Here is a 22326-nt window from a genome sequence, read left to right as displayed (position 1 = left end):
GGTGCTCTTACCGACGACGCTGGAGTTGATCAAGTTTGCCGCCACTGCTGAAGTGGGTGTTCATGGCGTTTTTCCAGCCACCGGCAATCTGGTCGATCGACAGCAGAGTCAGGGCCGGGAACCGATCCGCCGTTTCTGCCTTCACCGTTTCATCGTGTACACGGTAGTTGAAACCAGCCAGCAAACGCTGGGAGTCTTCGGTGTACAGGTGTTTCAGGTACTCGTTAGCCAGTTCGCTGTTGTTGTTCTGTTCCGCGTACTCGTCGATCAGTGTCACCGGGAACTCGGCCAGGAAGCTCACTTTGGGCGTGACCGCAACATATTCACCGTTTTCGAAACGGTCAGCAATGTTCAGCACTTCGGACTCAAAGGTCAGCAATACGTCACCAATGCCACGTTCGACAAATGTGGTGGTGGCACCACGGCCGCCGCTATCAAACACTCGCACCTGACCCAGCAAGTCGGCCATGAACTGGTCAATTTTTTCCTGATCATCGCCGAAACGCTCCTGGGCATAACCCAGCGCCGCCAGATAGGTGTAGCGACCGTTGCCGGAGGTTTTCGGGTTCGGCATGACCAGTTGAACGTCTTCGCGAATCAGGTCGTCCCAGTTCTGGATGTTCTTCGGATTACCCTCGCGTACCAGGAAGGCCATGGTGGAGTAGTAAGGTGAGCTGTTGTTGGGCAGGCGCTGGGCCCAGTCCTTAGGTATCAGCTTTCCACGCTCGTGGAGAATGTCGATGTCGGTTACCTGGTTGAAGGTGGCGACATCGGCTTTGAGGCCCTGAATGATGGCTTGAGCCTGCTTGGAGGAGCCGGCATGGGATTGTTTGATTTCAACCGTCTCACCGGTTTTTTCCTGCCAGTGCTGCGCGAACTCTACGTTATAAGCCGCGAACAGTTCCCGGGCAATATCGTAGGAGGTGTTGAGCAGCTCGCGATCTGCGGCCAGAACCGGTTGAGTGGAGAGCAGGGCAGCGCCCAGTGCGATTCCTTTGAACAGATGCTTCATGAAGAGCTCCTCAGGGTGATGACTTCAAACTGAGGAGCAATCTATCAAAAAGTTATAAGAACGAAAAAGATTATAAATAAATATTCAAACAACAAATCGGAATAAGGCCCGGTTGCATCAATACCGCAACAATGCCGAGCCCCAGGTAAAGCCACCACCGAAGGCCTCCAGCAATACCACCTGATTACGCTGAATCCGGCCATCCCGCACGGCTTCATCCAGCGCCAGGGGAATCGATGCGGCCGAGGTATTGCCATGGCGGTTAACGGTAACCACCACCTGATCCATGGCCATATCCAGCTTTTTGGCCGTTGCCTTGATGATGCGCAGGTTCGCCTGGTGCGGCACCAGCCAGTCGATGTCGGATTTTTCCATCTGATTGGCACTCAGTGTTTCATCCACAATCCGGCCGAGGGTGTTCACCGCCATCTTGAAGACTTCGTTGCCCTTCATCTCCACAAAGGCCTTGCCAGCCTTCACTGCATCAAAATCGTTGGCCACGCCACAGGGTACGTGCAGAAGTTCTTCGTAACGCCCATCAGCGTGCAGGTGCGTAGACAACACGCCGGTTTCTTCACTGGCCTCAAGCACAACAGCGCCAGCGCCATCACCAAACAGCACACAGGTGGTGCGGTCTTCCCAGTTGAGTATGCGGGAGAAAACTTCGGCGCCGATCACCAGAGCCTTCTTGCTGGTACCGGTTCGAATGAACTTCTCTGCCGTGGCCAGGGCGTACACAAAGCCGCTGCAAACGGCCTGAATATCAAAGGCCGGGCTGCCCTGAATGCCCAATCGCGCTTGCAGAATACAGGCACAGCTGGGGAACACTTTATCCGGCGTGGTGGTGGCAAATACGATCAGATCGATGTCGGTACTTTTAATGCCAGCGGCTTCAATGGCGCGCAAGGCGGCTTGTTCAGCAAGGTCGACGGTGGTTTGGCCTGCGGGCGCAATATGCCGTTGCTCAATACCCGTGCGTTCACGAATCCACTGGTCAGAGGTATCTACCCGCTGCTCCAGGTCGCGATTCGTCACAATATTATCCGGCAGATAGGAACCGGTTCCGGCAATGCGTGCAAAGGTCATGAATACGTCTCGATGATTATTAGAGTAACGATAGACCCATGCTAACGCTTTGCAAGTGGATTGGTTATTAGCGGATTGTCAAAGACTACCCGGCGACATAGCCCGGGTAGTCGACGCAGGTCAGCTGTCTTTCAGGGTTTTCATGTCGATAACGAAGCGGTACTTCACATCGCCTTTCTTCATGCGCTCGTAAGCTTCATTGATATGGCGGATGTCCAACATTTCCACATCGCACGTAATGTCGTGCTCAGCGCAGAAATCGAGAACTTCCTGGGTTTCCGGCATACCGCCGATCAGTGATCCGGCAATCACCCGCCGTTTTGTCACCAGCAAGCCAGCCTGGACGGCAGGTTCAATCGGTGTAAGCAGGCCTACCAGAATGTGCGTGCCATCGTAGCTCAGGCAGTTCAGGTAGGGGTTCAGATCGTGGGCCACAGGGATGGTGTCCAGCAGGTAATCAAAGGAACCTTTGGCCGCTTTCATTTGCTCCGGATCGGTGGAAATGATCACATGGTCGGCACCCTGTTTTTTCGCTTCGGCCACTTTGGCCTCGGAGCGGGTAAAGATGGTGACTTCCGCGCCCAGTGCCTTGGCGATTTTCACGCCCATGTGGCCCAGGCCACCCATACCCAGAACACCCACTTTGTGGCCTTTGCCAACATTGAAGTGCTTGAGCGGCGAGTAGGTGGTAATGCCTGCGCAGAGAATAGGCGCGGCGCTGGCGGGATCGAGATTCTCGGGAATCCGCACCACAAATCGCTCACTGACCACAATACGTTCGGAGTAGCCGCCATGGGTGATGGAGCCGTCGTGCCGGTCGAAACCGCCGTAGGTCATGGTCGAACCGTCCAGGCAATACTGCTCCAGACCAGACTCACAGGCAGAACAAGTTCGGCAGCTGTCGACCATGCACCCAACCCCCACCATGTCGCCTTCTTTATAGTGGGTCACCCCGGAACCAACAGCGGTAACCCGGCCAATAATCTCGTGCCCGGGAACAACCGGGTATTTGGAGCCGCCCCAGTCGTTTTCAACCGTGTGGAGATCACTGTGACAAACGCCGCAGTAATCAATCTCGATGGCTACGTCATCTGCCCGCAACTCACGGCGGTCGATGGCGTAAGCTGCCAGACCGGAATCGGCGCTGGTGGCTGCATAGGCTTTGGTGTTCGCCATTCGTTTGCTCCTTGTTCGGTGTAATGGATGGCTCGGAGTACTTAGTGTGCTGTGAATGTCGCAAGCACCCCAAGCAAATTAGATTGTAACCTACGTTCGGAGTGCGTGATCGGTTCTCGGGTTACGGGGATAGTAACGATCCGGCAAGCATTCGATGTGCGGGAAGAATCGGGTGTCTTTGTAGGGCATCTTCATAAAACCCGATACGCCCAGGCCGGTGATTTCTTCAACCGCAGACAGAATCTGGCCGAGCAGCCGCCGGAACTCGGGCTCACGAGCCGGGTCGAGCAGGCGATAGTGGCTGTGGATCTTCAGGTGGCGAGGCAAGGCCTCGAAAATAATCATGCCGGTGTGGTGGATGCTATTCAGGGCTTCCAGGGCACAGATGATGGTGTCGGGCAGTACCAGGAACTCTTCCGGGTCGGGGCCGTCTTCAAAATACGAGTGTACGCGGGTTTCATCCTCCACATCCGGGGCGGCGCTCACTTCATAATGCAACGCTAAATCCGGGTCGATCAGGAACGGCTGGCTGGCATCGTCGCGCTCTACGTGCAGGGTGTTACGCGCGTTAAACAGGCAGCTCTTGAAAATGCCTTTACGGTAAATGGCCTGAGCGAGATACACCATATTATTGACCGCCTGCACAAAGGCCGGTTTGAGGTCCGGATCCCGCAGGTTCAGCGACGTATCAATATAGATGCCGTCGGTTTCCCAGCGCACCGCCAGACCACCTTCCACGGGGTAGCGTCCAAGGCGACTGACCGCCGCCAAAAAGGCTTTTTCGGTATCGCCCATGCCCTGCATGAAATTTTTGTAGTAGCGATCCAGCTGCACATCGTTAACGTCGTTCAGGGTTTCCGGCGCGCCTTCCTCCCGCAGGAAGGATTTGCGCGAACTGTACACCACGGTGTCGATCTCCCGCCCGGTTTTCCGGACCCACACCGGCACTTGCGGCACTACTGGCGGCTGCGGTAAGTCGATCATCACCGTCCGTGCCATACGCGGCATTTCCCGCAGGTAGTAGTCACCCGCCTTGCGTCGGGTATCCAGGTCCGGAGACAGCATGCCGTCGAGCATCCGGGCGAATTCCATTGGCAGCCCCAGGGAACTGGCTGGGATCACCCGGCTGCCAAACCGGCAGGACTGGGCTGACGCCAGAGCGTACAGCGTTCCGGCGGCACCCTGCTCGTCAAACCGGGGTGACGACAGGCAGCCGTTCAACTGTTCCTCGCCAATAAAATACACATCGCCCAGGCGAGCGTTGGTTTGTTGCAGGTTGTCCGACATCAGTTCCATCACGTTGGCGGTGACAAACTGCTGGTTGGCATCCAGTTGGGCAAATACCGATGAGCCCCAATCAATCAGAGCAACGTTCTCGGTATTCTCATCAAACACCAGATTTGAAGGTTTGATGTCACCGTGCACAATAGGGCGGCCCGCCAGGCCGGTCTCGCGACGCAGATTGCGCAGTATGTCCGCCAGTTGATCGGCAATGCGTACGATCAGCCGCGGTTTGAGCCGCCCCTCACGCAGCGAGATCTCCTCCAGGTTCAGCCCCGGTGCCCGCTCCATCACCATAAAGGGCTGGTTGTTGGCCCGCAGATAAGCGATCAGCCGAGGCACCCGGGAGTGACTTACCTTTTCAAGCGTGTAGGCTTCATCTTCGAGCCGATCCTGCAGGTGTTGGGGCAGGGTAATGCGGGTAAACTTGAAGACGTGCTCCGGGCCTCCGGGCGGATACCCCGGCAATCGACCGGCAAACACAAAGCCATAGGCACCTTTGCCGATCAGCTCGATGTCCTGATAACCCAGTTGGCGAAGCTGGGCAGCGCAGAGCGCCACCCAGTCCTTGAGCTTTTTGGCATCGTCGTGGCTGAGCAGGTAAACGGACTGCTCTTCGGGTATGTAGAACTGCTGGAGATGCTGTTCCTGCTCCATACCCACCGCTTAGCCCATCTTCAGCAGCATGGTCTGAGGCGACTCCAGATACCCTTTCCAGAGGTTGCAGAATCGCGCGATGGTACCGCCATCGATAATGCGGTGATCACCGGCCCAGCTCACCGTCATGATAGCGCGCTCTACCACTTGGCCGCTGGCATCGAAGCGGGGCAACTTCTGGGTTCGGCCCAGCGCGACAATCGCCACCTCCGGTGCATTGATGATGGGCGCAGCGTAAGTGCCACCCAGTGCACCAATGTTGGAAATGGTAATGGTACCGCCCTTGAGATCCTCCGGGCTGACCCGCCCGGATCTCGCTGCTTCCGTTAACCGGGCTACCTCGTCGGCGATCCCCAGCAAGGTCAGCTTTTCGACACCTTTGATGTTGGGCACGATCAATCCGGCTTTGCCATCCACAGCCATACCGATATTGCATTGGGGCAGGTAGTGGATTTCAGTCACATCATCGTTCAACTGGCTGTTCAACACCGGGTATTCCTGCACGGCCAATGCCATGGCCTTCATGAAAAACGGCATCAGCGTCAGTTTCGAGCCGCGAGCTTCTGCTTCTGGCTTCAGCTGTTCCCGGAGCTTCAGCAAGTCCGTAACGTCAATGTCTTCGCTGTAGATAAAGTGCGGTATCGTGGTGGCCGATTTCACCATGGATTTGGCCATCGCCGCCTTCATCCCCTTGATCGGCTCAATGCGTACTTGAGATTCCTGCGGCTGTGGCGGCACCGCGTTGCGGGCAGCGGAGCGGGCGTCTTTCGCCGATGTTTCGGGCAACCGGGTGGCTTGATCCAGGTGGGCCAACACATCCGCTTTCAAGACCCGACCATCCTTACCGGAACCGGCGATGTCCGACAGTTTCAGATCATGCTCGCGAACCAGCCGCCGCACTGCCGGGCTGGCGGGTATCCGGTGCCGGCTGCCAGTCGACACCGGCTCGGCCCTTGCGGGCTCGGTTTCCCTGGATACCACGGGCGCTGCTGGCCTGGGACGGTCGTCCTCATCCTCGCGGTCGCGAGGAATAAACGCAAAGAGCGGCGCGTGAACCTTCGCCATGGCCTGCTGCTCGTGATATAGCTTGGTTACACGGCCAGCCTTGGGGGCGGTAATCTCCACCATGGCCTTGTCGGTCATGACGTCGACCACCGGCTGATCTTCCTCAATTTCGTCGCCTTCGGCCACGCGCCATTCCACGACCTCGCACTCGACGATGCCTTCTCCGATATCCGGCAGGATAAAGTCCTCACTGGCGTTGTCACCCGCGGACGAGTTAATTTCCTTCGCCTGCGGAGGCTCCGCCGGCTCAGCGCTCGCTTCGGATTCCGTCTGTGCCGGGGCAGCGTTGTGATTTGAGACCTCAGCGGCGTTGCTGTCTTCCACCAGCTCAAACAACGGCGCATGAACCTTGGCGATTTCGCCTTCCTGATAATACAGGCGGGTGACACGCCCCTTATAGGGAGCCGGAATTTCGACCAGCGCCTTATCGGTCATTACCTCGGCCACCGGCTGGTCTTCCTCGATAACCTCGCCTTCGCTAACCAGCCATTTGACCAGTTCACATTCCACGATACCTTCACCGATATCGGGCAGAATAAAATCACTCATCGTTGCACTCCTGTCCTGATATCCGCTTAGAATTCGACACTTGCCCGAATGGCATCGTAAATCTTCAAGTGGTTGGGCAAATGCTCTTTCTCCAGCACCAGGGGGAAGGGGGTGTCGAGCCCGGTGACCCGTGCAATCGGGGATTCCAGATACAGAAAGCACCGTTCTTGTATGGTGGCGGCGATTTCTCCGGCGAAGCCCCCGGTCAGTGGCGCTTCGTGGGTGACAACCAACCGGCCGGTCTTGAAGACTGAATTGGCGACGGTCTCGTAATCCCAGGGCAGGATGGTTCTCAGATCGATGACTTCACAGGATATGCCGTCTTTTTCCGCACGCTCCACTGCCTGCTCAATCACTTCCATCTGGGCGCCCCAGCCGAGCACAGTAATGTCGGTGCCTTCCTTAATAACTTCCGCTTCACCCAACGGCAGGCGGTAATCGCCGTCGGGAACTTCGCCAACCGACGCCCGGTATAACCGCTTGGGTTCAAAAAATAATGTGGGGTTTGGGTCGTGGATGGCTGCCAGCAGCAGGCCTTTGGCCTGGTGGGGATTGCGTGGAACCACGACTTTCAGCCCGGGCGTGTGGGCGAAATAGGCCTCCGGCGACTGGGAGTGGTACAGGCCACCGGCGATACCGCCACCGTAGGGTGAGCGGATGGTGAGCCCACCGACATCAAACAAGTTGCCAGAACGGTAGCGGTACTTGGCCGACTCGTTAACGATCTGGTCAAACGCGGGAAAGATGTAATCGGCGAACTGAATTTCTGCCACCGGCACAGAGCCTTGGGCGGCCAGGCCATTGGCGAACCCGATAATGCCCTGCTCAACCAGGGGGGTGTTAAAGCAACGGGATTTACCGTATTTCTGTTGCAGGTTGCTGGTTGCGCGGAAAACGCCGCCAAACACACCCACGTCTTCACCAAAGCACAGTACTCGTTCGTCCGCTGCCATGGCGGTGTCCAGGGCGTTATTGATAGCCTGGAGCATGTTCATTTTTGTCATATCAGGCTCCTCCCTTGGCGTGCTCGGCACTCTTCGGATACTCATCCGGGTATTGCCGGATGTGCGCTTTCAGCTTGTCGAACTGCTCGGCCAAGGCCGGGGGCACTTCGTCGTACACGTCGGTAACCAGGGTTTCCAGGGGAGGTGGGGGACGTTTTTGCGCCCGCTTCATGGTTTCGAGTACTTCACGACGCATGCTTTCCTGCAGCTTTTTCTCGTCGCTTTCGCTCCACCATTTTTTGCTTTCCAGCCACAAGCGCATCCGGAGAATCGGATCTTTTTCGCGCCAAACGGCTTCTTCATCTTTACTGCGATAGCCAGAGGGATCGTCGGAGGAGGAGTGAGCCGCCAGGCGGTAACTCATGGCCTCAATCAGAACAGGCCGGTTGTGTTCTACCGCCAGTTTTCTAGCCTGCCGGGTGGCCTCATACATGGCCAGAATGTCGTTACCGTCTACCCGGATAACATCCATTTTGTAACCGTAGGCCCGCGGGGCCACGCCGTCAGCGGCAAACTGCTCGGTGGCTGGCGTGGAAATGGCGTAACCATTGTTACGGCAGAGAAAAATAACCGGCACCCGATGCACCGCTGCCATGTTCAGCGCGGCATGAAAGTCGCCCTCAGAAGCGGCACCTTCGCCGAAATAGGTAATGGTGCAGTGGCCCTTACCGGCCAATTTCTGACCGTAAGCATAACCGGTCGCCTGCGGAATCTGGGTGGCCAGGGGCGAGGAGATGGTCATGTAATGGAGTTTTTTCGAGCCGTAATGCACCGGCATCTGGCGGCCTTTGCCATAGTCGAGTTCATTGCCGAACAACTGGTTCATGAACTCGTCGATGGTAAAGCCGCGATAGGCGAGGGCGGCTTGCTCCCGATACTGGGCCATGATCATGTCGTTATCATCCAGTGCTGCGGCACTGCCAACCACGGCGGCCTCTTCGCCGGTACACTGCATGTAGAAGCTCAAGCGCCCTTGCCGCTGGGCAGCCAGCATACGCTCGTCCAGTATGCGGGTGGTTACCATGGCTCGGTAAATCCGGAGGGCCTTGTCTTTGTCGAGATCAGGAGCCTTGGCATTCTTGTAGAGCTTGCCGTCCTGCTTCAACAGCTTGAAGGTGGGAATCTGGAACTCCCCACCATCGGTAAATACAGGAGAATACGCAACTTTCGGTTTTGTTGTTGTCATAATCCTCTTCCTTGGGTAGTGGCCTGAGGAACAGAACACGCCTTTTGGGCATGCCTCTTTATCATAGTCGATAGCACGCAAAAATCTGGTGTGATTTCAGCGGCCCGAGCTTTACCTTAACGTAAACGTCCGCCTCAGCATAGCCCTGTATCCAGGTTTGTGATTTGAGAAGCCCGGAATCCCGCCATTTTCAGCCGGACATCGCTATACTGGGCTGCGCCGAACCGACCATCAGTGAGGTAAAAAATGATCTCCAAAGAAACACTTGAAGCCTTTTTCCGTGAAAATTTTCCAAATTCGGACTTCACGATTGAGTCTCTGGGAGACAAAGCGGCCACTTTGCGCCAGCCGGTCTCCGACAACCACCTTCGCCCTGGTGGCACGGTGTCAGGCCCTGTTCTGATGGCCATGGCAGATGCGGCAATTTACACGGCCATTCTCGGCTCGCTGGGCCTGGTGGCCATGGCCGTGACCACCAACCTGAACATCAATTTCATGCGTAAGCCGCAAGCCAATCGAGCTGTGATTGCCGAATGCCGCCTGTTGAAGTTGGGGCGGTCACTGGCCGTGGGCGAAGTGTTTCTCTATTCCGAGGGGGATGACGAGCCGGTTGCTCATGCCAGTGGTACCTATTCAATACCGCCGATGGAAGAGTGAAATCAGAAGTCAGGCTGCGCCTTTAGTGAAGATCCGTTCCGAGTGGTAAGAAAGCCCCCGGTTCCCATCATCATGGAATCAGGGATTCGATTGAGCTTTCTCGTCTAGACCAGTGCGCTGCCGGGCTCAGGCGCCTAAGCAGCGCTGGCAGCGTATGCTCGCTGTGTCCACGGCAATTCCTTTACCGGCAAATGTATCAGGGCAGAAATAGCCCCTACGCCAACACCAACCCACCAGACAATGGTGTAATCGTTGTACATATCGTACATGGCACCACCCAGCCAGACCCCCAGGAATCCGCCTAGCTGGTGGGAGAAAAAGACCAGCCCGTAAAGCGTACCCATGTAACGCAAACCGTAGATATGGGCCACCAATCCGGATGTTAACGGCACCGTTGCCAGCCACAGTGAGCCCATGGCAATCGAAAACAACACGACGGTTTCTGGCGTAATCGGGGCGATAATGAAAGCGGCGGACACCAGGGTTCGCAACAGATACACGGATGCCAATAGGTATTTGCGAGAATAGCGCTGGCCCAACCAGCCTGCCAGCAAGGTGCCACCTATGTTGAAGCAGCCAATAATGGCGATGGATATTGCACCCAGCCCGGACGCAGACGTTACCCCGACAATATAGAGCAGGCTATCCGGTCCGATCGGGCCACACATTTCGGTGATAAATGCGGGAAAGTGGGCGGTAATAAAAGCCAACTGGTAACCGCAGGAGAAAAAGCCGATAAAGATGAACCAGAAGGTTGGGTCTTTCAGTGCCCTTTTGAGCACGGCTCCCATGGGTTCATTGTTGGTATCGGATTGGTCTTTTTGAGGCGCTCGCAGCATATGAAGTGCAAACATTGATACCAGAACGGCGCCCGCAAAGATGATGAATACCGACTGCCAAGGCATTTGCGCAATGAGCATCTGGGCAATGGGCGGGCCGACAATCTGGCCAGCAGAGCCTGCTGCCGTAGCGATCCCCAGCGCCATGGATCGGTGTTTCTCTGGCGCAGCCCGCCCGACAACCGCCAGGATTACGCCAAAACCTGTGCCTGCAATCCCGAAACCAACCAGAATCTCCAGGAACTGATGCTGGCCAGGTGTTATGGCAAACGCGGAAAGCACCAAACCCAGCGCGTAGATCACGCCCCCCGCCAGAATGGCCTTTCGATCACCAAACCGTTCGGCCAGAGCGCCAAAGATTGGCTGGCCAATACCCCAAAACAGGTTCTGGATCGCGATTGCCAGGGAAAACGATTCCCGAGGCCAGGCAAATTCCAGAGCAATGGGCAGCTGGAAGAGCCCGAATGAGGCCCGGATAGCAAAACTCACCAGAATGATGATGCAACCGGCAATCAGTACCGGATTGATCAGTGCCTCTGGGGCGCGATTGGAAAATGTTGTTTGCATACTGAGTTTTGCATCATGTAAATAGGGTGGTAATGATAATAGAGAATTGAAGGAAGAGAGTGAATATGCACATTAGAAGGATTACCGTTTCAGGGCCACGCTGTTCCAGAGCTTGGTGGTTAGATGCGTTTTAATATCGACGGCGGATATATGGACATCCGATGGCCGGTTGCTTGCCAAAAGTTTTCAAACAAACCTGATTTTTGGCTGAGCGGGTTGCCGCATGGGCCAGGGCAACACCGAGGAAAAGCTGCGAAAGCCCACCTAAGTTCAGCTGCGAATTGCCCTGGCAACCTTAAACCAATCGACGCCGCCCCTCGGATCGACGCCGTGCCTGTTCCGCATTAACGTATACCGACTCGGTAAAGGTAGCGTTAGCGTGGCCCAGTTCCTCGCTGATGTGGCGGATGTCGGCACCGGCCTCAATGGCCTGGCTAGCCCCAGTGTGGCGCAGGTAGTGAGTTTCTGAGCGAATGGCCAACATTTGCTTGGCTTCATCAAAGTAGCCGTCACGTTCCATTCTCTCTGCGGTGGCGACCATAGCCTGCTCATACAGGCGTTGAACTTGCCGCTTGCCAATGGCATCACCTTTCTTTGAGGGAAGAATCGGCGAGGATTCACCCGGTACCGGCAGGGGAGACGACAGCCCAAGATGGCCACGCCACCGCTTCAGGTAGTTAAGGTAAGCATCTGGCAGCGTAACCTGACGGGTTTTGTCGCCTTTGCCGAATACCGAATAGATCCAGTAGGGCTCGCCATCAACCACGGTACGCCGGAAGTCACCAAAACTGGGCGTGCGCACCTGGCCACGATCCACCGGCCGGGGCGCCAGTTCGCTGACTCGCAGAAACAGGCTTTTCATGGTCACAATAATAAACAGTTGCCGCTCGAATTTTGTGTCCTCGCTGGCTAATTTCGTCAGTGTTTCAAGTAGGTAGGACCACTGCCAATCGGTTAAGCGCCGGACTTCTGCATCGCGGTCGAGCGTCAGATTCGGCTTGGCGCTGCGATCCCGCTTGCGCACATCCAGCAGCGGATTGCGAAGCAGATAATCCTGCGTAACCAGATACTTGAAGAAAGTTTGCAACGCCGTTCGGCTGGCATTCAGGCTGGCCTGGGTAACAGAGTAGGGGGCTTTCGTATTTTTTCCCCGAAGTGCCATGGGCCGCCACTGAGGGTTCTGGCGGCGGAGATCACCATCGCTGATGAAAGCCGGATAAATGCCGCGTGAAATCCACGCGACCGGTGGCGTTTTCATAAACGCAAAGTAGCTGCTCACCAGTTCACTGTCCGCTTGGGCCAGCGATCGCCTGGCAATCAGCCAGGTGTAATTGAGAAAGCGCTGGACTTCACCACGAAACCGGTTAAATGTGCCGCTAACATCGCTGTATTTCACCAGAAAGCGGTGCGCAATCCGAAAATCCTCTGTAACTTCCTCAGCGGGTAGTGACAAGGCACTCAGGGCGGACTTGAGATCCGGATAGAGCTCGAAATCAGACTGCTCGTGAATACGATCGGCGGTGTCGAACAGCGGAAAACCGGGAAATTTGGTTTTGGCGGTCATAGTGATGAGTTAGCGAATAGAGTGAATTGTACGGCCCTTAATGTCCAATACTCCTAAATATTGGACATAGTGTAAAGCCCCGATTTCTCGTTATTATGTGACTGCACAGCCGATCACTCTGCTGCAATGCCGCGGGCCACCAGTCGGCTCCGAAGCCGTTCAACCCGATCGCGGTTAACGCCCATATCGGCGAAACCAAGGCGCGACTGTGACCGCACATTCAGCTGCAACTGCTCTGGATCGACCAGGATTTCGAGATAATCCGGAAAACCGAAGATGTCGCTGTAGCAGGTGATATTTGCGTAGCCGAAACGCACGTGGTTCAGTGACGCGCCGGGTAACGTGAGGGCTTCTGCCTTGATGATGGCCCAGGACGACTCATTGAGTGGTTCCCGTAAACGGATAGGATTGATGGCATGCTGGCTTTCGGTAGCTGATGTCGATACACAGTTCATAAACGGCGGACAGCCATCCAGTGTGAACCGGGTACCGGTTGGGGGCACGTTCTCAGTCGCAGAGCATCCTGCCAGCCATAACGTTGATAAAGCGATAATAATGTTGCGCATGGTTTTAGCCAACTCCGTTGCACGGCGACCATAAGCCGCAAGGTAAGCCCGAAAGACAGGTTATTCTCCATGACCGCGCCCTGACTGTATATGGTACTACTCCATCTCCGACTGCGTGTAATGTATATTATGTTAAATGCTGTATGTCATCGCACAGCGGCCTCGTATTTGTTGCCCACCAAAACTGCGTATAAAATCCGCCACCAGACTTTCCTCCCGCAATTCCCTGCGGATTGCGCTGGTCTTTTACCGCGGTTCGGAATTCCAACATGCCGATGATTGATGTTGTTTTGATAGCCCTTGCGGTGCTGGCTTTGCTGGGTGTGATCTTTGAAGAATCCATTCATGTAAACAAAGCCAAAACCACCCTGTTCTTTGGCACGCTTAGCTGGGTGCTTCTGTTTCTGTTCAGTGACAGCCCGGAGGAAACCGAACTGATTTCCAGCGGCCTTGCCGAGAGTATTGCCGAGATTGCCAGCCTCTGGCTGTTTCTGGTGGCGGCCATGACATTCGTTGCCTATCTCAACAAGAAAGGCATGATTGAAAACATGATCTATCTGATCATGCCCCGGCAAGTGACCGAGCGGCGGCTGCTGTTTCTGACGGGTCTGTTCTGTTTCGCGTTTTCTTCGCTGGCCGATAACATCACCGCCACCCTGGTATCCTGCTCGCTCATCCTTTCTCTGAACCTGGAGTTGAAGAAGCGGCTGCAGTTTATTGTTCTGGTGGTGTTTGCCGTGAACTCCGGCGGTGTATCGCTGATTACGGGCGATGTCACCACGCTGATGATCTTCCTGGAAGACAAGGTGGAAATCCTCACCTTGCTGACGCTGGCCATTCCGGCGTCAATCACGGTGTTTATTCTGGCGGTGTTTTTGTCGGGCGGGCTTAACGGTACCGTTACATTGCGGGCCACCACGAACGACGTGCGCACGGTCGATGCGGTAATTGCGGGGCTGTTCCTGCTGACCATTCTCGGCACCATCGCGGGCAATGCGCTCTTCAGTGTGCCACCGGTACTCACCTTCCTGTTTGGTCTGTCCATCATGTTTCTGGTGTCCCGTTTCCTCAGCACGGATTCAGACCTGGATCCCATCCTCGAATACATCCGGGTGATCGAGTTTGAAACACTGCTGTTCTTCCTGGGCATTTTGTTGCTGGTCGGTATGCTCAAGGAAATTCACGCGCTGGAATCCTTCGTGGCGATTTACGATGTTTTGCCGCCGGTGTATGCCAACTATCTGATGGGTATATTTTCGGCGGTGATCGACAACGTACCGTTGACCGCGGCCTTGCTGAAATCCGGGATTAGCATGAGCCCTGGCGAGTGGATGGGGCTTACGTATGCCGTGGGGGTTGGGGGTTCCCTGCTGGTGATCGGCTCGGCGGCGGGTATTGTGGCCATGAGCAAGATTGAGGGGCTAACCTTTGGTGCTTATCTGAAGTACGTGCTGCACCTGCTGGCTGCCTATACCATGGGATACGCTGGCGTAATTGCGATGGGCGCGCTTATTAATAGCTGAGGCGCCGAAAGCGAGGATATCTGCGGAGCCATAGCTCCGCAGATAGGGGGCCGGGCCACTCAGAAGTTAAGCTGAAGCCCCAGGCCAAGGCCATCTACGGTGTAATTACTGTCATCGTAGTAGCGCATGTATTCCAGGTTGCCAGACAAATTCTGAGCCAGTTTAACGTTCAGGCCAGCACCGTAGGAAAAGTCTGAGTCATCGTCTTTCGCCGGACCGAACTCAGCTTCTACCCGGGTAAAACCCAACACCGCGTAGGGCGTCACAGCACTTTCATTCACCATATTAAAGGTGACATAGCCGCCGAAGAAGTTGTCCAGTGCCACGTCCTGGCCGAACAGGCGGTCGTCGTCTACGCCAAAACCGGCGCGGGCTTCCACTCCGATATAGTCGGTGGCCTGTACGCCCACTTTGCCGGACAGTGTTCCTACATCGGCATCACCCGCACGGTCAAAATCCATGTTCATAAACGTGTAGTTCAGGCCCGCATACAGGCCGCCCATGCCCGATTTGTACATATCCTGGGCGGTGGCAGAGCCAGCAAACAGTAGGCCAGTGGTCGCAGCGGCAACCAGAAGTATTTTGCTCGTCATTATTCAACTCTCCCTATTTATAAGGCCGGATAGGCCAAGCCTGTTTAAGGTGCCCGAGCCTCGCCGGGTTCACTATAGGTGTGTTCCGTAGTTTGGCGCTTGTTACGCAAGTTTCACAGGTTGGCAATGATCATTCCCGGGCCGCTTTCCTTGCGGTCTGCCTGGGCCGCGGGTATCCTGACGCGGTCTTTTTCTGCTGGCTTGAGTGCGCTTTGAGAAACCTTGCCCCCGTTGTTTTTATCATCAGCGTCATGTTCATTATTTTGAGCGTTTTCATGACGTTGCCCGTGCTACTTTTAATAGCAGGGGGCGCTGAGGCACCCAACGCCACAGCCTTTGCCGAATCTTCAGCCATCGTGTGCTGCCTGGGTGTTTTGGGTTTGTTACTTACGTTTCGCAAATCCCGGGATCTCAAGCCCCGATACATGTTTGTGTTAACGGTCTCCAGCTGGTTTGTCGTCGCCCTCTTCTCTTCCCTTCCTTTTTACCTCAGTGACAACAACATTTCCGCCGCCGATGCCTTCTTCGAGGGCACTTCGGGGATTACTACCACCGGCGCAACCGTGTTCAGTGGACTGGACACCATGGATCGGGATTTGTTGCTCTGGCGTTCGATTCTGCAGTGGCTGGGGGGTATCGGCATCATCGGCATGTTCGTTGCGGTGCTGCCATTCTTGCGGGTAGGTGGAATGCGCCTGTTTGCTACCGAATCGTCGGAATGGACAGAAAAGGCCTTGCCCCGAATGCGTACGCTCAGCCGGGGCCTGCTGCTGGTATACCTGGTGTTTTCAACCGTGGCGGTAGTCACTTACTGGCTTTCGGGGATGTCGGTATTCGATGCGTTTAACCATGGCCTCACCAGCATCGCCACCGGCGGTTTTGCCACCTCCGATCAGTCCATGGGTAAGTTTGATGACCTGATTCTGATGGAAGCAACTTTCTTCATGATCATTGGCAGCTTGCCCTTCTTCCTGTTTGTGCGGGAAATGCATGGGCAACGGGGTGTCCTGTTCCGGGATCAGCAAGTGCGCCTGTTCCTGTCTATTCTGCTGATTGTTCCGGCAATGATCACCCTGCATCGCTGGTGGGTATCGCCGATTCCGTTTGACCCCATGCACAACTATATCGCTACTCTGTTTAACGTCACCTCAGTGGTCACCACAACCGGCTATGCCTCGGAAGACTATTCCGCCTGGGGGCCTCTGGCCTTCGTACTGTTTTTTTTCCTGATGTTCGTGGGCGGCTGTTCCGGCTCGACCGCAGGCGGGATGAAAATATTCCGCTTTCAGCTCTCATTGATCATTCTGCGAGAACAGTTGATGCGCCTGCTGCACCCCCGGGCGGTGTTTACCCGGAATTACAACGGCAAAGCGGTCAGCGACGAAATCATCTCGTCGATGATTGCCTACACGTTCATTTTCCTGCTCTGCCTGGGCATCATCACGGTGCTGCTGGCGTCTTTGCAGCTGGACTTCGTAACCGCCCTGTCTGGCGCCCTCACCTCGCTGACCAACGTTGGCCCCGGGCTTGGCGACATCATCGGGCCGTCGGGCAACTTCGGCCCTCTGCCGGATGCCGCCAAATGGATTTTGTCTGTGGGTATGCTGATGGGGCGACTGGAAATCCTCAGTGTGGTGATTGTCCTGTCGCCCGGGTTCTGGCGGGGCTAAGCTGCAAACCGCGTTAATCTGCAGGCGGGGTATTGGCAGCCAGCGAGGTAACTACCGGATTAGCGTACATATCCAGCAAGTAGGGGCGCTCTGCGCTCTCGCAACCGGCCAGGCGCTTTTCCATTTCCGCAATTGCAGCCGTCAGTGCCTCTGGCGTGCAGGTTTTGGCCATGGCCACGGTCTTTGCCAATTCCTCGGCGGCACCCGGATTTTGCTCGCCCGGCCCCCGTAACTGATAAGCAGCGATATTTGAGGGGTGCAGGTGGTAGTTGGCGTGCATTTCATGGTCAATGCGGGCGGCCAGAGCTTTCGGGTTATCCGGTGAATCCTGGATCGGTGCACCGAAATGCACATGCACGTGGCCCTTGTAACCGGTCAGCCCTTTTACGATCTGGCTGGTGTCTTCGCCCTCGGATTTTTGATAGGTGCCGGTTCTCTCACGCACTTCCAGTTCCCGCGCCTTGTCGCCATCGCAGGGGTCGTACTCGTAGGCAATGGATACCGGCACAATGTTCAGGCGATTCATTGCTTCATCAAAACCCAGGCCGGATTTCTTGCAGCTCATGTAGAACATTTTCACGATGGCCGGGTCTGTGGCGTCGATGCCGTCTTTCGCCCGCCCTTCACGCTGGGCAATCCAGATGCTGTGATTGGTCTGAATGCTGTGATTGATAAAACCTGACAGCGTCAGATAGGCGTCTCGCATTTCCCGTGGGCTGGTCATATTGCGACGCACCACAAAACTCTTGTTCAGACGCATCATCTCTGCAAACACCCGATTTTCCAACAGGTTGTCGCCAATGGCGATGCGGGTGGTGCTGAAGCCATTTTCGAACAGCAGATAGTTGACCACCATGGGGTCGAAAACAATGTCCCGATGGTTGGAAATAAACAGGTGAGCCTGGTCTTTGCGCAGGCTCTCAAGGCCACTGTGGGTAACCCGGGAAGTGGTGTTGCCCACCAGATCGCCCACGTAATGGGAAACACCGGCCTGCAGGTCGTCCACTTTGCTGTAGTGGCCGAAATTACCTGACAGCCACCGGCGGGTAAAGATCCGGAGGATGGCTGGCGCCCAGTGCGCCAGCCTGGGTGCTTTGAAGCGACCGATCATGTCCAGAAACTCCTGGTCATTCACCAGACGCCGGATTGTGGGTGCGGTCTCTTCATCCGAATAGGGACGGATTGCGTCGAATTCCTGCATGCAAGCCCTGTTGTTGTTCGCAGAAGTGATTCAAGTATAGAAAAAGGCGCGCTATTGTATCCTTTCTGTAGGCTGTTTGCCTCTCCCCCGAAAAGTCGGTTGGTCCAACCCTCATCACGATCTGGTATCATGCCCCTGCGTTAAACTCCCGCCACAGGCTTGCTGCTGAATGTACACCGATCACGATTTCGACCAACTTCTTACCGAACCGCCGGGACTCGCTCAGAAAAGCCCGGAACAGGTACTGCACGATGTGTTCGGCTACGAGAGCTTCCGCCCTTTACAGGGGGACATTGTTCAGGAAGTTGTGAACGGCGGCGACGCCCTGGTGCTGATGCCAACCGGAGGCGGGAAATCGCTGTGTTACCAGGTGCCAGCACTGGTACGCCCCGGCACGGCGATTGTAGTGTCACCATTGATCGCGCTGATGCAGGATCAGGTTGCGGCGCTGCGGGAACTGGGCGTGCGGGCCGCGTTTTTGAATTCCTCCATGGATTTCGAGCAGGCCCGAGCCACAGAATATGCCCTCACCACCGGCGAGCTGGATCTGCTTTATTGCGCGCCGGAGCGCCTAATTCAGCCCAGAACGCTGGAATTACTGCACAGCGCATCCTTGTCGCTGTTTGCCATTGACGAAGCTCACTGCGTTTCCCAGTGGGGGCACGATTTCCGCTCGGACTACCTGCAACTGAGTATGCTGGCAGAGGCCTTCCCGGGCGTGCCCCGCATTGCCTTGACCGCCACCGCCGATGAACGTACTCGAAAGGAAATCGCCGAGCGGCTTTCCCTTACACACGCCCGGCACTTTGTGAGCGGGTTCGACCGTCCCAACATTCAGTACCGGATTACGCCAAAAACCAATGCAAACAAGCAATTGCTGGCCTTTATTGATGCGGAACATCAGGGTGATTGCGGCATTGTCTATTGCCTTTCCCGGAACAAGGTCGATGCTACGGCACGCCTTTTAAGCAGTAAGGGCTACACGGCACTGCCCTATCACGCTGGCCTGGATGCCGCTGAGCGAGCCCGCAACCAGGAGCGTTTTCTTCGGGAAGACGGCGTAATTGTGGTAGCCACCATTGCCTTTGGTATGGGTATCGACAAACCCGACGTTCGCTTTGTAGCGCACCTGGATCTGCCAAAAAGCCTGGAAGCCTATTATCAGGAAACCGGCCGGGCTGGCCGCGACGGCAAGGCATCCACTGCCTGGATGGTGTACGGCTTGCAGGATGTCATCAAGCTCCGGCAAATGCTGGAAGGCTCACTCGGCAATGATCAGTTCAAACGCGTGGAGCGCCAGAAACTCGATGCCATGCTAGGACTGTGCGAAGTGACTGGTTGTCGCCGACAGGTGCTACTGCGCTACTTCGGCGATCAACTCGACGCCCCTTGCGGTAATTGTGACACCTGCTTGACCCCACCCGAAACCTGGGACGGCACCGTGGCGGTACAAAAAGCGTTGTCATGCGTGTACCGCACCGGCCAGCGCTTCGGGGTCAATTACGTGATCGATGTGCTGCGGGGCTCCGACAACGAGCGCATCCGCCAGGCCGGACATCAGGCCATCAGTACCTACGGCATTGGTATGGAACTGTCCGTCACCGAGTGGAAATCGGTGTTCCGGCAACTGGTGGCCAATGGCTATTTACGAGCCGACCCGGAGGGATATGGCGCACTTCAGCTGACCGAGAACTGTCGGGCGCTACTGAAAGGCGAGCAAGCCATTGAGCTTCGCAAAGACCCCGTTCCCGCAAAAACCAGCGGCTCAAAAAGCACGTCTGGTAATCGCAAGTCCGGTGCTGCGGTGCGCGACCAGATTACCGACCATGAAGGCTGGGAAGCTCTGCGCGCCTGCCGAAAGGCATTGGCGGAACAACAGGGAGTGCCGCCCTACGTGATCTTCCACGACACCACCCTGTTCGACATGCTGGAGCGCAAACCGACCACGCTGGCGGAACTGGCCGAAGTTAGCGGCGTAGGTGCGGCAAAGCTGGAAAAATACGGGGAGCACTTTTTACAGGCACTGAGGGAGATCGGCAGCGCCTGACCCCCCTCAGTCTTGCTGGGTTTAGACCTTAAAGCGGGTCACTTTCTCGTTAAGAGCTTCACCGATGGTCTCAATGTGGCCGCTGTACACGTCGTTCTCGCTGGCCACACTGGCCGCTTCCTGGCCCTGATCGGCAATGCGGGTAATGGACGCATTCAGCTCCTCGGTCACCGAGGTTTGCTCTTCGGAAGCCGTGGCAATCTGCGACGTCATCTGGCTGATGGCAACAATGGCTTCCACAATACGGTTCAGCGAATCCATCGCATCCTGCGCTTTTTCCATGCTCACGTTCGACACCGCCGTGGATGCCTTCATCACATCAACGGCATCGCTGGCGCCCTTCTGCAGCCGCTCTATCATATTGTTGATTTCTTCGGTTGAAGACTGGGTGCGCTGGGCAAGATTGCGCACTTCATCGGCAACCACCGCAAAGCCGCGGCCCGCTTCACCGGCGCGGGCGGCCTCAATCGCAGCATTCAGTGCCAGCAGGTTGGTTTGTTCCGCAATGCCCTGAATCACCTCAAGCACCGTGGTGATCGACGAAACATCCTTGCCCAGAGTATCAATCACTTCGGCGGCCGAATTAATCTCGTGTACCAGTTTTTGAACCGCATCCCGGGAAGCGGTGACGGTTTCCAACGAGCCGCGGCTTTCCTGGTCCGCATTCTCGGCAGCTTCTGCCGTCTGCTGGGCATTCTGCGCGATCTCGCCAGCCGCCGCCGACATCTCGTTAATGGCGGTGGCAATCATGTCGATTTCACTCTGCTGGCTTTCCACACTGGTACGGCTGTGACGTGAAGTTTCCCGCAGCGACGTCACATTGGCGCTCAGCTCGTCACCACGCTCCTTCACCTCGGCAACCACCAGCTGAATGTTGGCCACGAACTGATTGAAACTCGCCGCCAGCTTACCGAACTCGTCGCTGGCAGAATCATCCAGGCGCTGGGTAAGGTCGGCTTCCCCAGAGGCAATATCCGACATCGCCAGGTTCAGACGGCGTACCGGTGCCATCAGCGCCCGAATAGCAAAGTGCAGTACAATCAAGGCGATGATCAGGCCAACAATGGCTATAACGATACCGGTGGTACGCGCGGCGGCCACAGGCGCGTTGATCTGATCCCAGTTCACGACCGAGCCGAGGTACCAATCTACGCTTCGGGCGTCGGAAATCGGAGAGAAAGCAACGCTCCAGGTAACGTCGCCTCGTTCGAATTGTTTCGGCGTGCCATCCAGGGAAGGTTTGAAGCCCAGCAGGTCGGAGGCTTTCTTGCCGATCATGTTCGCATCCGGGTGATACAGGATGTTGCCGGTGCCGGACATCAGCACCGCGTACCCCGCATCGCCCAGAGTAATGGTGGACAGCAAATCTTGAATAGCGTTCAGGGTGATGTCGATACCCGCAACGCCCTCAAACTGGCCACCAGGCACCGGTGCAACGGCAGAAATAAGCGTCTCGCCGCTCTGGGCGTCGCGGTAGGTTTCTGTAAAGGTGGCCTGGCGCTCTTTCATGGCTTGCTGATACCAGGGCCGCTGGCGGGGATCAAACCCGGCAGGCAAACCGCGCTCGCTTTCTTCGGTGCGCATGATCATCCGGCCATCACGGGTGCCCACGTAAACATCTTTCGCGCCAGCGCCGCTGGTGATGCCATTCAGAAGGTTTCGGGCCATATCGTCGCCCCGAATATCGCCCAGCGTTTGCGCCGTTGCCGTTGCAAGGTCTAACCGGGTGTTAAGCCAGTCAGCGATACTGGCCGTACTTTGCTCTACGGCGCCGTCAAGCATCGCAGACACGTAAGTATCGGTTGTATGCTGAAGGCGCTGATCTGCTGTAATTGTAAATACAGACATGATCACGATGATCAGCACACCAACGGTTAATAGCAGTTTCTGGCCGAATGAAAATCGCACGATTAGGCGTCCTCCTGAATGAGGCTGGCAATGATAGAGATCAAAGACAAGCATAGCTGTTACTGATTGTTTCGGCTGAAAATCCCGAGACTTTAATGGCCTGCCCCTGGCATCTGCTAGAATTTCAGCGTACAGAACTGCCCTGAAAGACAGTCACGGAAACAGACGGAGAATT

The 22326-nt window shown here is 56.0% G+C and carries 17 protein-coding genes; 4 read left to right on the top strand and 13 right to left on the bottom strand.

Annotation, left to right across the window (positions count from 1 at the left end; all coding sequences use genetic code 11):
* Positions 1–7 precede the first annotated feature (7 nt).
* The 7 genes from cysP to C7H09_RS04535 all read right to left on the bottom strand — a co-directional run bounded on the left by cysP (position 8) and on the right by C7H09_RS04535 (position 9016).
* Positions 8–1012: a thiosulfate ABC transporter substrate-binding protein CysP gene (gene cysP / locus C7H09_RS04565; RefSeq protein WP_106761436.1), complete on the bottom strand. Its 1005-nt coding sequence runs from the start codon at positions 1010–1012 to the stop codon at positions 8–10.
* A 117-nt stretch (positions 1013–1129) separates the two neighbouring features.
* Entirely contained in the window at positions 1130–2098 is a 969-nt protein-coding gene (locus tag C7H09_RS04560; protein ID WP_106761435.1) for a beta-ketoacyl-ACP synthase III, read from the bottom strand.
* Positions 2099–2218: 120 nt separating this feature from the next.
* Positions 2219–3274 (bottom strand): NAD(P)-dependent alcohol dehydrogenase, encoded by a 1056-nt coding sequence (locus C7H09_RS04555; RefSeq protein WP_106761434.1) that lies wholly within the window; start codon positions 3272–3274, stop codon positions 2219–2221.
* Positions 3275–3364: 90 nt separating this feature from the next.
* Positions 3365–5212, bottom strand: coding sequence for a protein kinase domain-containing protein (locus C7H09_RS04550; protein WP_106761433.1), 1848 nt, complete (start codon positions 5210–5212; stop codon positions 3365–3367).
* Between the two features lie 9 nt (positions 5213–5221).
* Positions 5222–6826 (bottom strand): dihydrolipoyllysine-residue acetyltransferase, encoded by a 1605-nt coding sequence (locus C7H09_RS04545; RefSeq protein ID WP_106761432.1) that lies wholly within the window; start codon positions 6824–6826, stop codon positions 5222–5224.
* 26 nt (positions 6827–6852) lie between these two features.
* On the bottom strand, positions 6853–7830 hold the full coding sequence (locus C7H09_RS04540; RefSeq protein ID WP_106761431.1) for an alpha-ketoacid dehydrogenase subunit beta: 978 nt from the start codon (positions 7828–7830) through the stop codon (positions 6853–6855).
* Position 7831: 1 nt separating this feature from the next.
* Entirely contained in the window at positions 7832–9016 is a 1185-nt protein-coding gene (locus C7H09_RS04535) for a thiamine pyrophosphate-dependent dehydrogenase E1 component subunit alpha (protein ID WP_106761430.1), read from the bottom strand.
* A 246-nt stretch (positions 9017–9262) separates the two neighbouring features.
* Here C7H09_RS04535 and C7H09_RS04530 point away from each other — a divergent pair, with 246 nt between their 5' ends.
* Positions 9263–9673: a PaaI family thioesterase gene (locus tag C7H09_RS04530; protein WP_106761429.1), complete on the top strand. Its 411-nt coding sequence runs from the start codon at positions 9263–9265 to the stop codon at positions 9671–9673.
* A 134-nt stretch (positions 9674–9807) separates the two neighbouring features.
* Here C7H09_RS04530 and C7H09_RS04525 read toward each other — a convergent pair whose 3' ends face one another.
* From C7H09_RS04525 to C7H09_RS04515, 3 genes are all read right to left on the bottom strand, one after another.
* Positions 9808–11079 (bottom strand): MFS transporter, encoded by a 1272-nt coding sequence (locus C7H09_RS04525; protein ID WP_106761428.1) that lies wholly within the window; start codon positions 11077–11079, stop codon positions 9808–9810.
* Between the two features lie 295 nt (positions 11080–11374).
* Positions 11375–12643: a tyrosine-type recombinase/integrase gene (locus tag C7H09_RS04520; protein WP_106761427.1), complete on the bottom strand. Its 1269-nt coding sequence runs from the start codon at positions 12641–12643 to the stop codon at positions 11375–11377.
* 113 nt (positions 12644–12756) lie between these two features.
* A complete protein-coding gene (locus tag C7H09_RS04515) occupies positions 12757–13209 on the bottom strand; it encodes a DUF1499 domain-containing protein (RefSeq protein ID WP_106761426.1) in 453 nt (150 codons plus the stop codon).
* 269 nt (positions 13210–13478) lie between these two features.
* Between C7H09_RS04515 and nhaD the strand changes: the two genes are divergently transcribed.
* Positions 13479–14732, top strand: a complete 1254-nt coding sequence (gene nhaD, locus C7H09_RS04510; protein ID WP_106761425.1) for a sodium:proton antiporter NhaD — start codon at positions 13479–13481, stop codon at positions 14730–14732.
* 59 nt (positions 14733–14791) lie between these two features.
* Here the strand turns inward: nhaD and C7H09_RS04505 are convergent, their stop codons facing one another.
* Positions 14792–15325: a porin family protein gene (locus C7H09_RS04505; protein WP_106761424.1), complete on the bottom strand. Its 534-nt coding sequence runs from the start codon at positions 15323–15325 to the stop codon at positions 14792–14794.
* A gap of 251 nt (positions 15326–15576) precedes the next feature.
* Between C7H09_RS04505 and C7H09_RS04500 the strand changes: the two genes are divergently transcribed.
* The gene (locus C7H09_RS04500) at positions 15577–16995 is read left to right on the top strand and encodes a TrkH family potassium uptake protein (protein WP_106761480.1); all 1419 of its coding nucleotides are present in this window, start codon (positions 15577–15579) and stop codon (positions 16993–16995) included.
* 13 nt (positions 16996–17008) lie between these two features.
* Here the strand turns inward: C7H09_RS04500 and C7H09_RS04495 are convergent, their stop codons facing one another.
* Positions 17009–18196, bottom strand: coding sequence for a 1-acyl-sn-glycerol-3-phosphate acyltransferase (locus C7H09_RS04495; RefSeq protein WP_106761423.1), 1188 nt, complete (start codon positions 18194–18196; stop codon positions 17009–17011).
* Positions 18197–18365: 169 nt separating this feature from the next.
* Here C7H09_RS04495 and recQ point away from each other — a divergent pair, with 169 nt between their 5' ends.
* Entirely contained in the window at positions 18366–20243 is a 1878-nt protein-coding gene (gene recQ, locus C7H09_RS04490; RefSeq protein WP_106761422.1) for a DNA helicase RecQ, read from the top strand.
* A gap of 21 nt (positions 20244–20264) precedes the next feature.
* Here the strand turns inward: recQ and C7H09_RS04485 are convergent, their stop codons facing one another.
* Entirely contained in the window at positions 20265–22151 is a 1887-nt protein-coding gene (locus tag C7H09_RS04485) for a methyl-accepting chemotaxis protein (protein WP_106761421.1), read from the bottom strand.
* Between the last annotated feature and the right edge of the window lie 175 nt (positions 22152–22326).

Source organism: Marinobacter fuscus (assembly GCF_003007675.1).
GTDB classification, from domain to species: domain Bacteria; phylum Pseudomonadota; class Gammaproteobacteria; order Pseudomonadales; family Oleiphilaceae; genus Marinobacter; species Marinobacter fuscus.
This window is presented reverse-complemented; position numbering and strand designations above follow the sequence as displayed.

Bases quoted from the DNA above. Each gene is read 5' to 3' on its own strand.
- cysP (WP_106761436.1), bottom strand. From the start codon at position 1,012: ATGAAGCATCTGTTCAAAGGAATCGCACTGGGCGCTGCCCTGCTCTCC.
- C7H09_RS04560 (WP_106761435.1), bottom strand. From the start codon at position 2,098: ATGACCTTTGCACGCATTGCCGGAACCGGTTCCTATCTGCCGGATAAT.
- C7H09_RS04555 (WP_106761434.1), bottom strand. From the start codon at position 3,274: ATGGCGAACACCAAAGCCTATGCAGCCACCAGCGCCGATTCCGGTCTG.
- C7H09_RS04550 (WP_106761433.1), bottom strand. From the start codon at position 5,212: ATGGAGCAGGAACAGCATCTCCAGCAGTTCTACATACCCGAAGAGCAG.
- C7H09_RS04545 (WP_106761432.1), bottom strand. From the start codon at position 6,826: ATGAGTGATTTTATTCTGCCCGATATCGGTGAAGGTATCGTGGAATGT.
- C7H09_RS04540 (WP_106761431.1), bottom strand. From the start codon at position 7,830: ATGACAAAAATGAACATGCTCCAGGCTATCAATAACGCCCTGGACACC.
- C7H09_RS04535 (WP_106761430.1), bottom strand. From the start codon at position 9,016: ATGACAACAACAAAACCGAAAGTTGCGTATTCTCCTGTATTTACCGAT.
- C7H09_RS04530 (WP_106761429.1), top strand. From the start codon at position 9,263: ATGATCTCCAAAGAAACACTTGAAGCCTTTTTCCGTGAAAATTTTCCA.
- C7H09_RS04525 (WP_106761428.1), bottom strand. From the start codon at position 11,079: ATGCAAACAACATTTTCCAATCGCGCCCCAGAGGCACTGATCAATCCG.
- C7H09_RS04520 (WP_106761427.1), bottom strand. From the start codon at position 12,643: ATGACCGCCAAAACCAAATTTCCCGGTTTTCCGCTGTTCGACACCGCC.
- C7H09_RS04515 (WP_106761426.1), bottom strand. From the start codon at position 13,209: ATGCGCAACATTATTATCGCTTTATCAACGTTATGGCTGGCAGGATGC.
- nhaD (WP_106761425.1), top strand. From the start codon at position 13,479: ATGCCGATGATTGATGTTGTTTTGATAGCCCTTGCGGTGCTGGCTTTG.
- C7H09_RS04505 (WP_106761424.1), bottom strand. From the start codon at position 15,325: ATGACGAGCAAAATACTTCTGGTTGCCGCTGCGACCACTGGCCTACTG.
- C7H09_RS04500 (WP_106761480.1), top strand. From the start codon at position 15,577: ATGTTCATTATTTTGAGCGTTTTCATGACGTTGCCCGTGCTACTTTTA.
- C7H09_RS04495 (WP_106761423.1), bottom strand. From the start codon at position 18,196: ATGCAGGAATTCGACGCAATCCGTCCCTATTCGGATGAAGAGACCGCA.
- recQ (WP_106761422.1), top strand. From the start codon at position 18,366: ATGTACACCGATCACGATTTCGACCAACTTCTTACCGAACCGCCGGGA.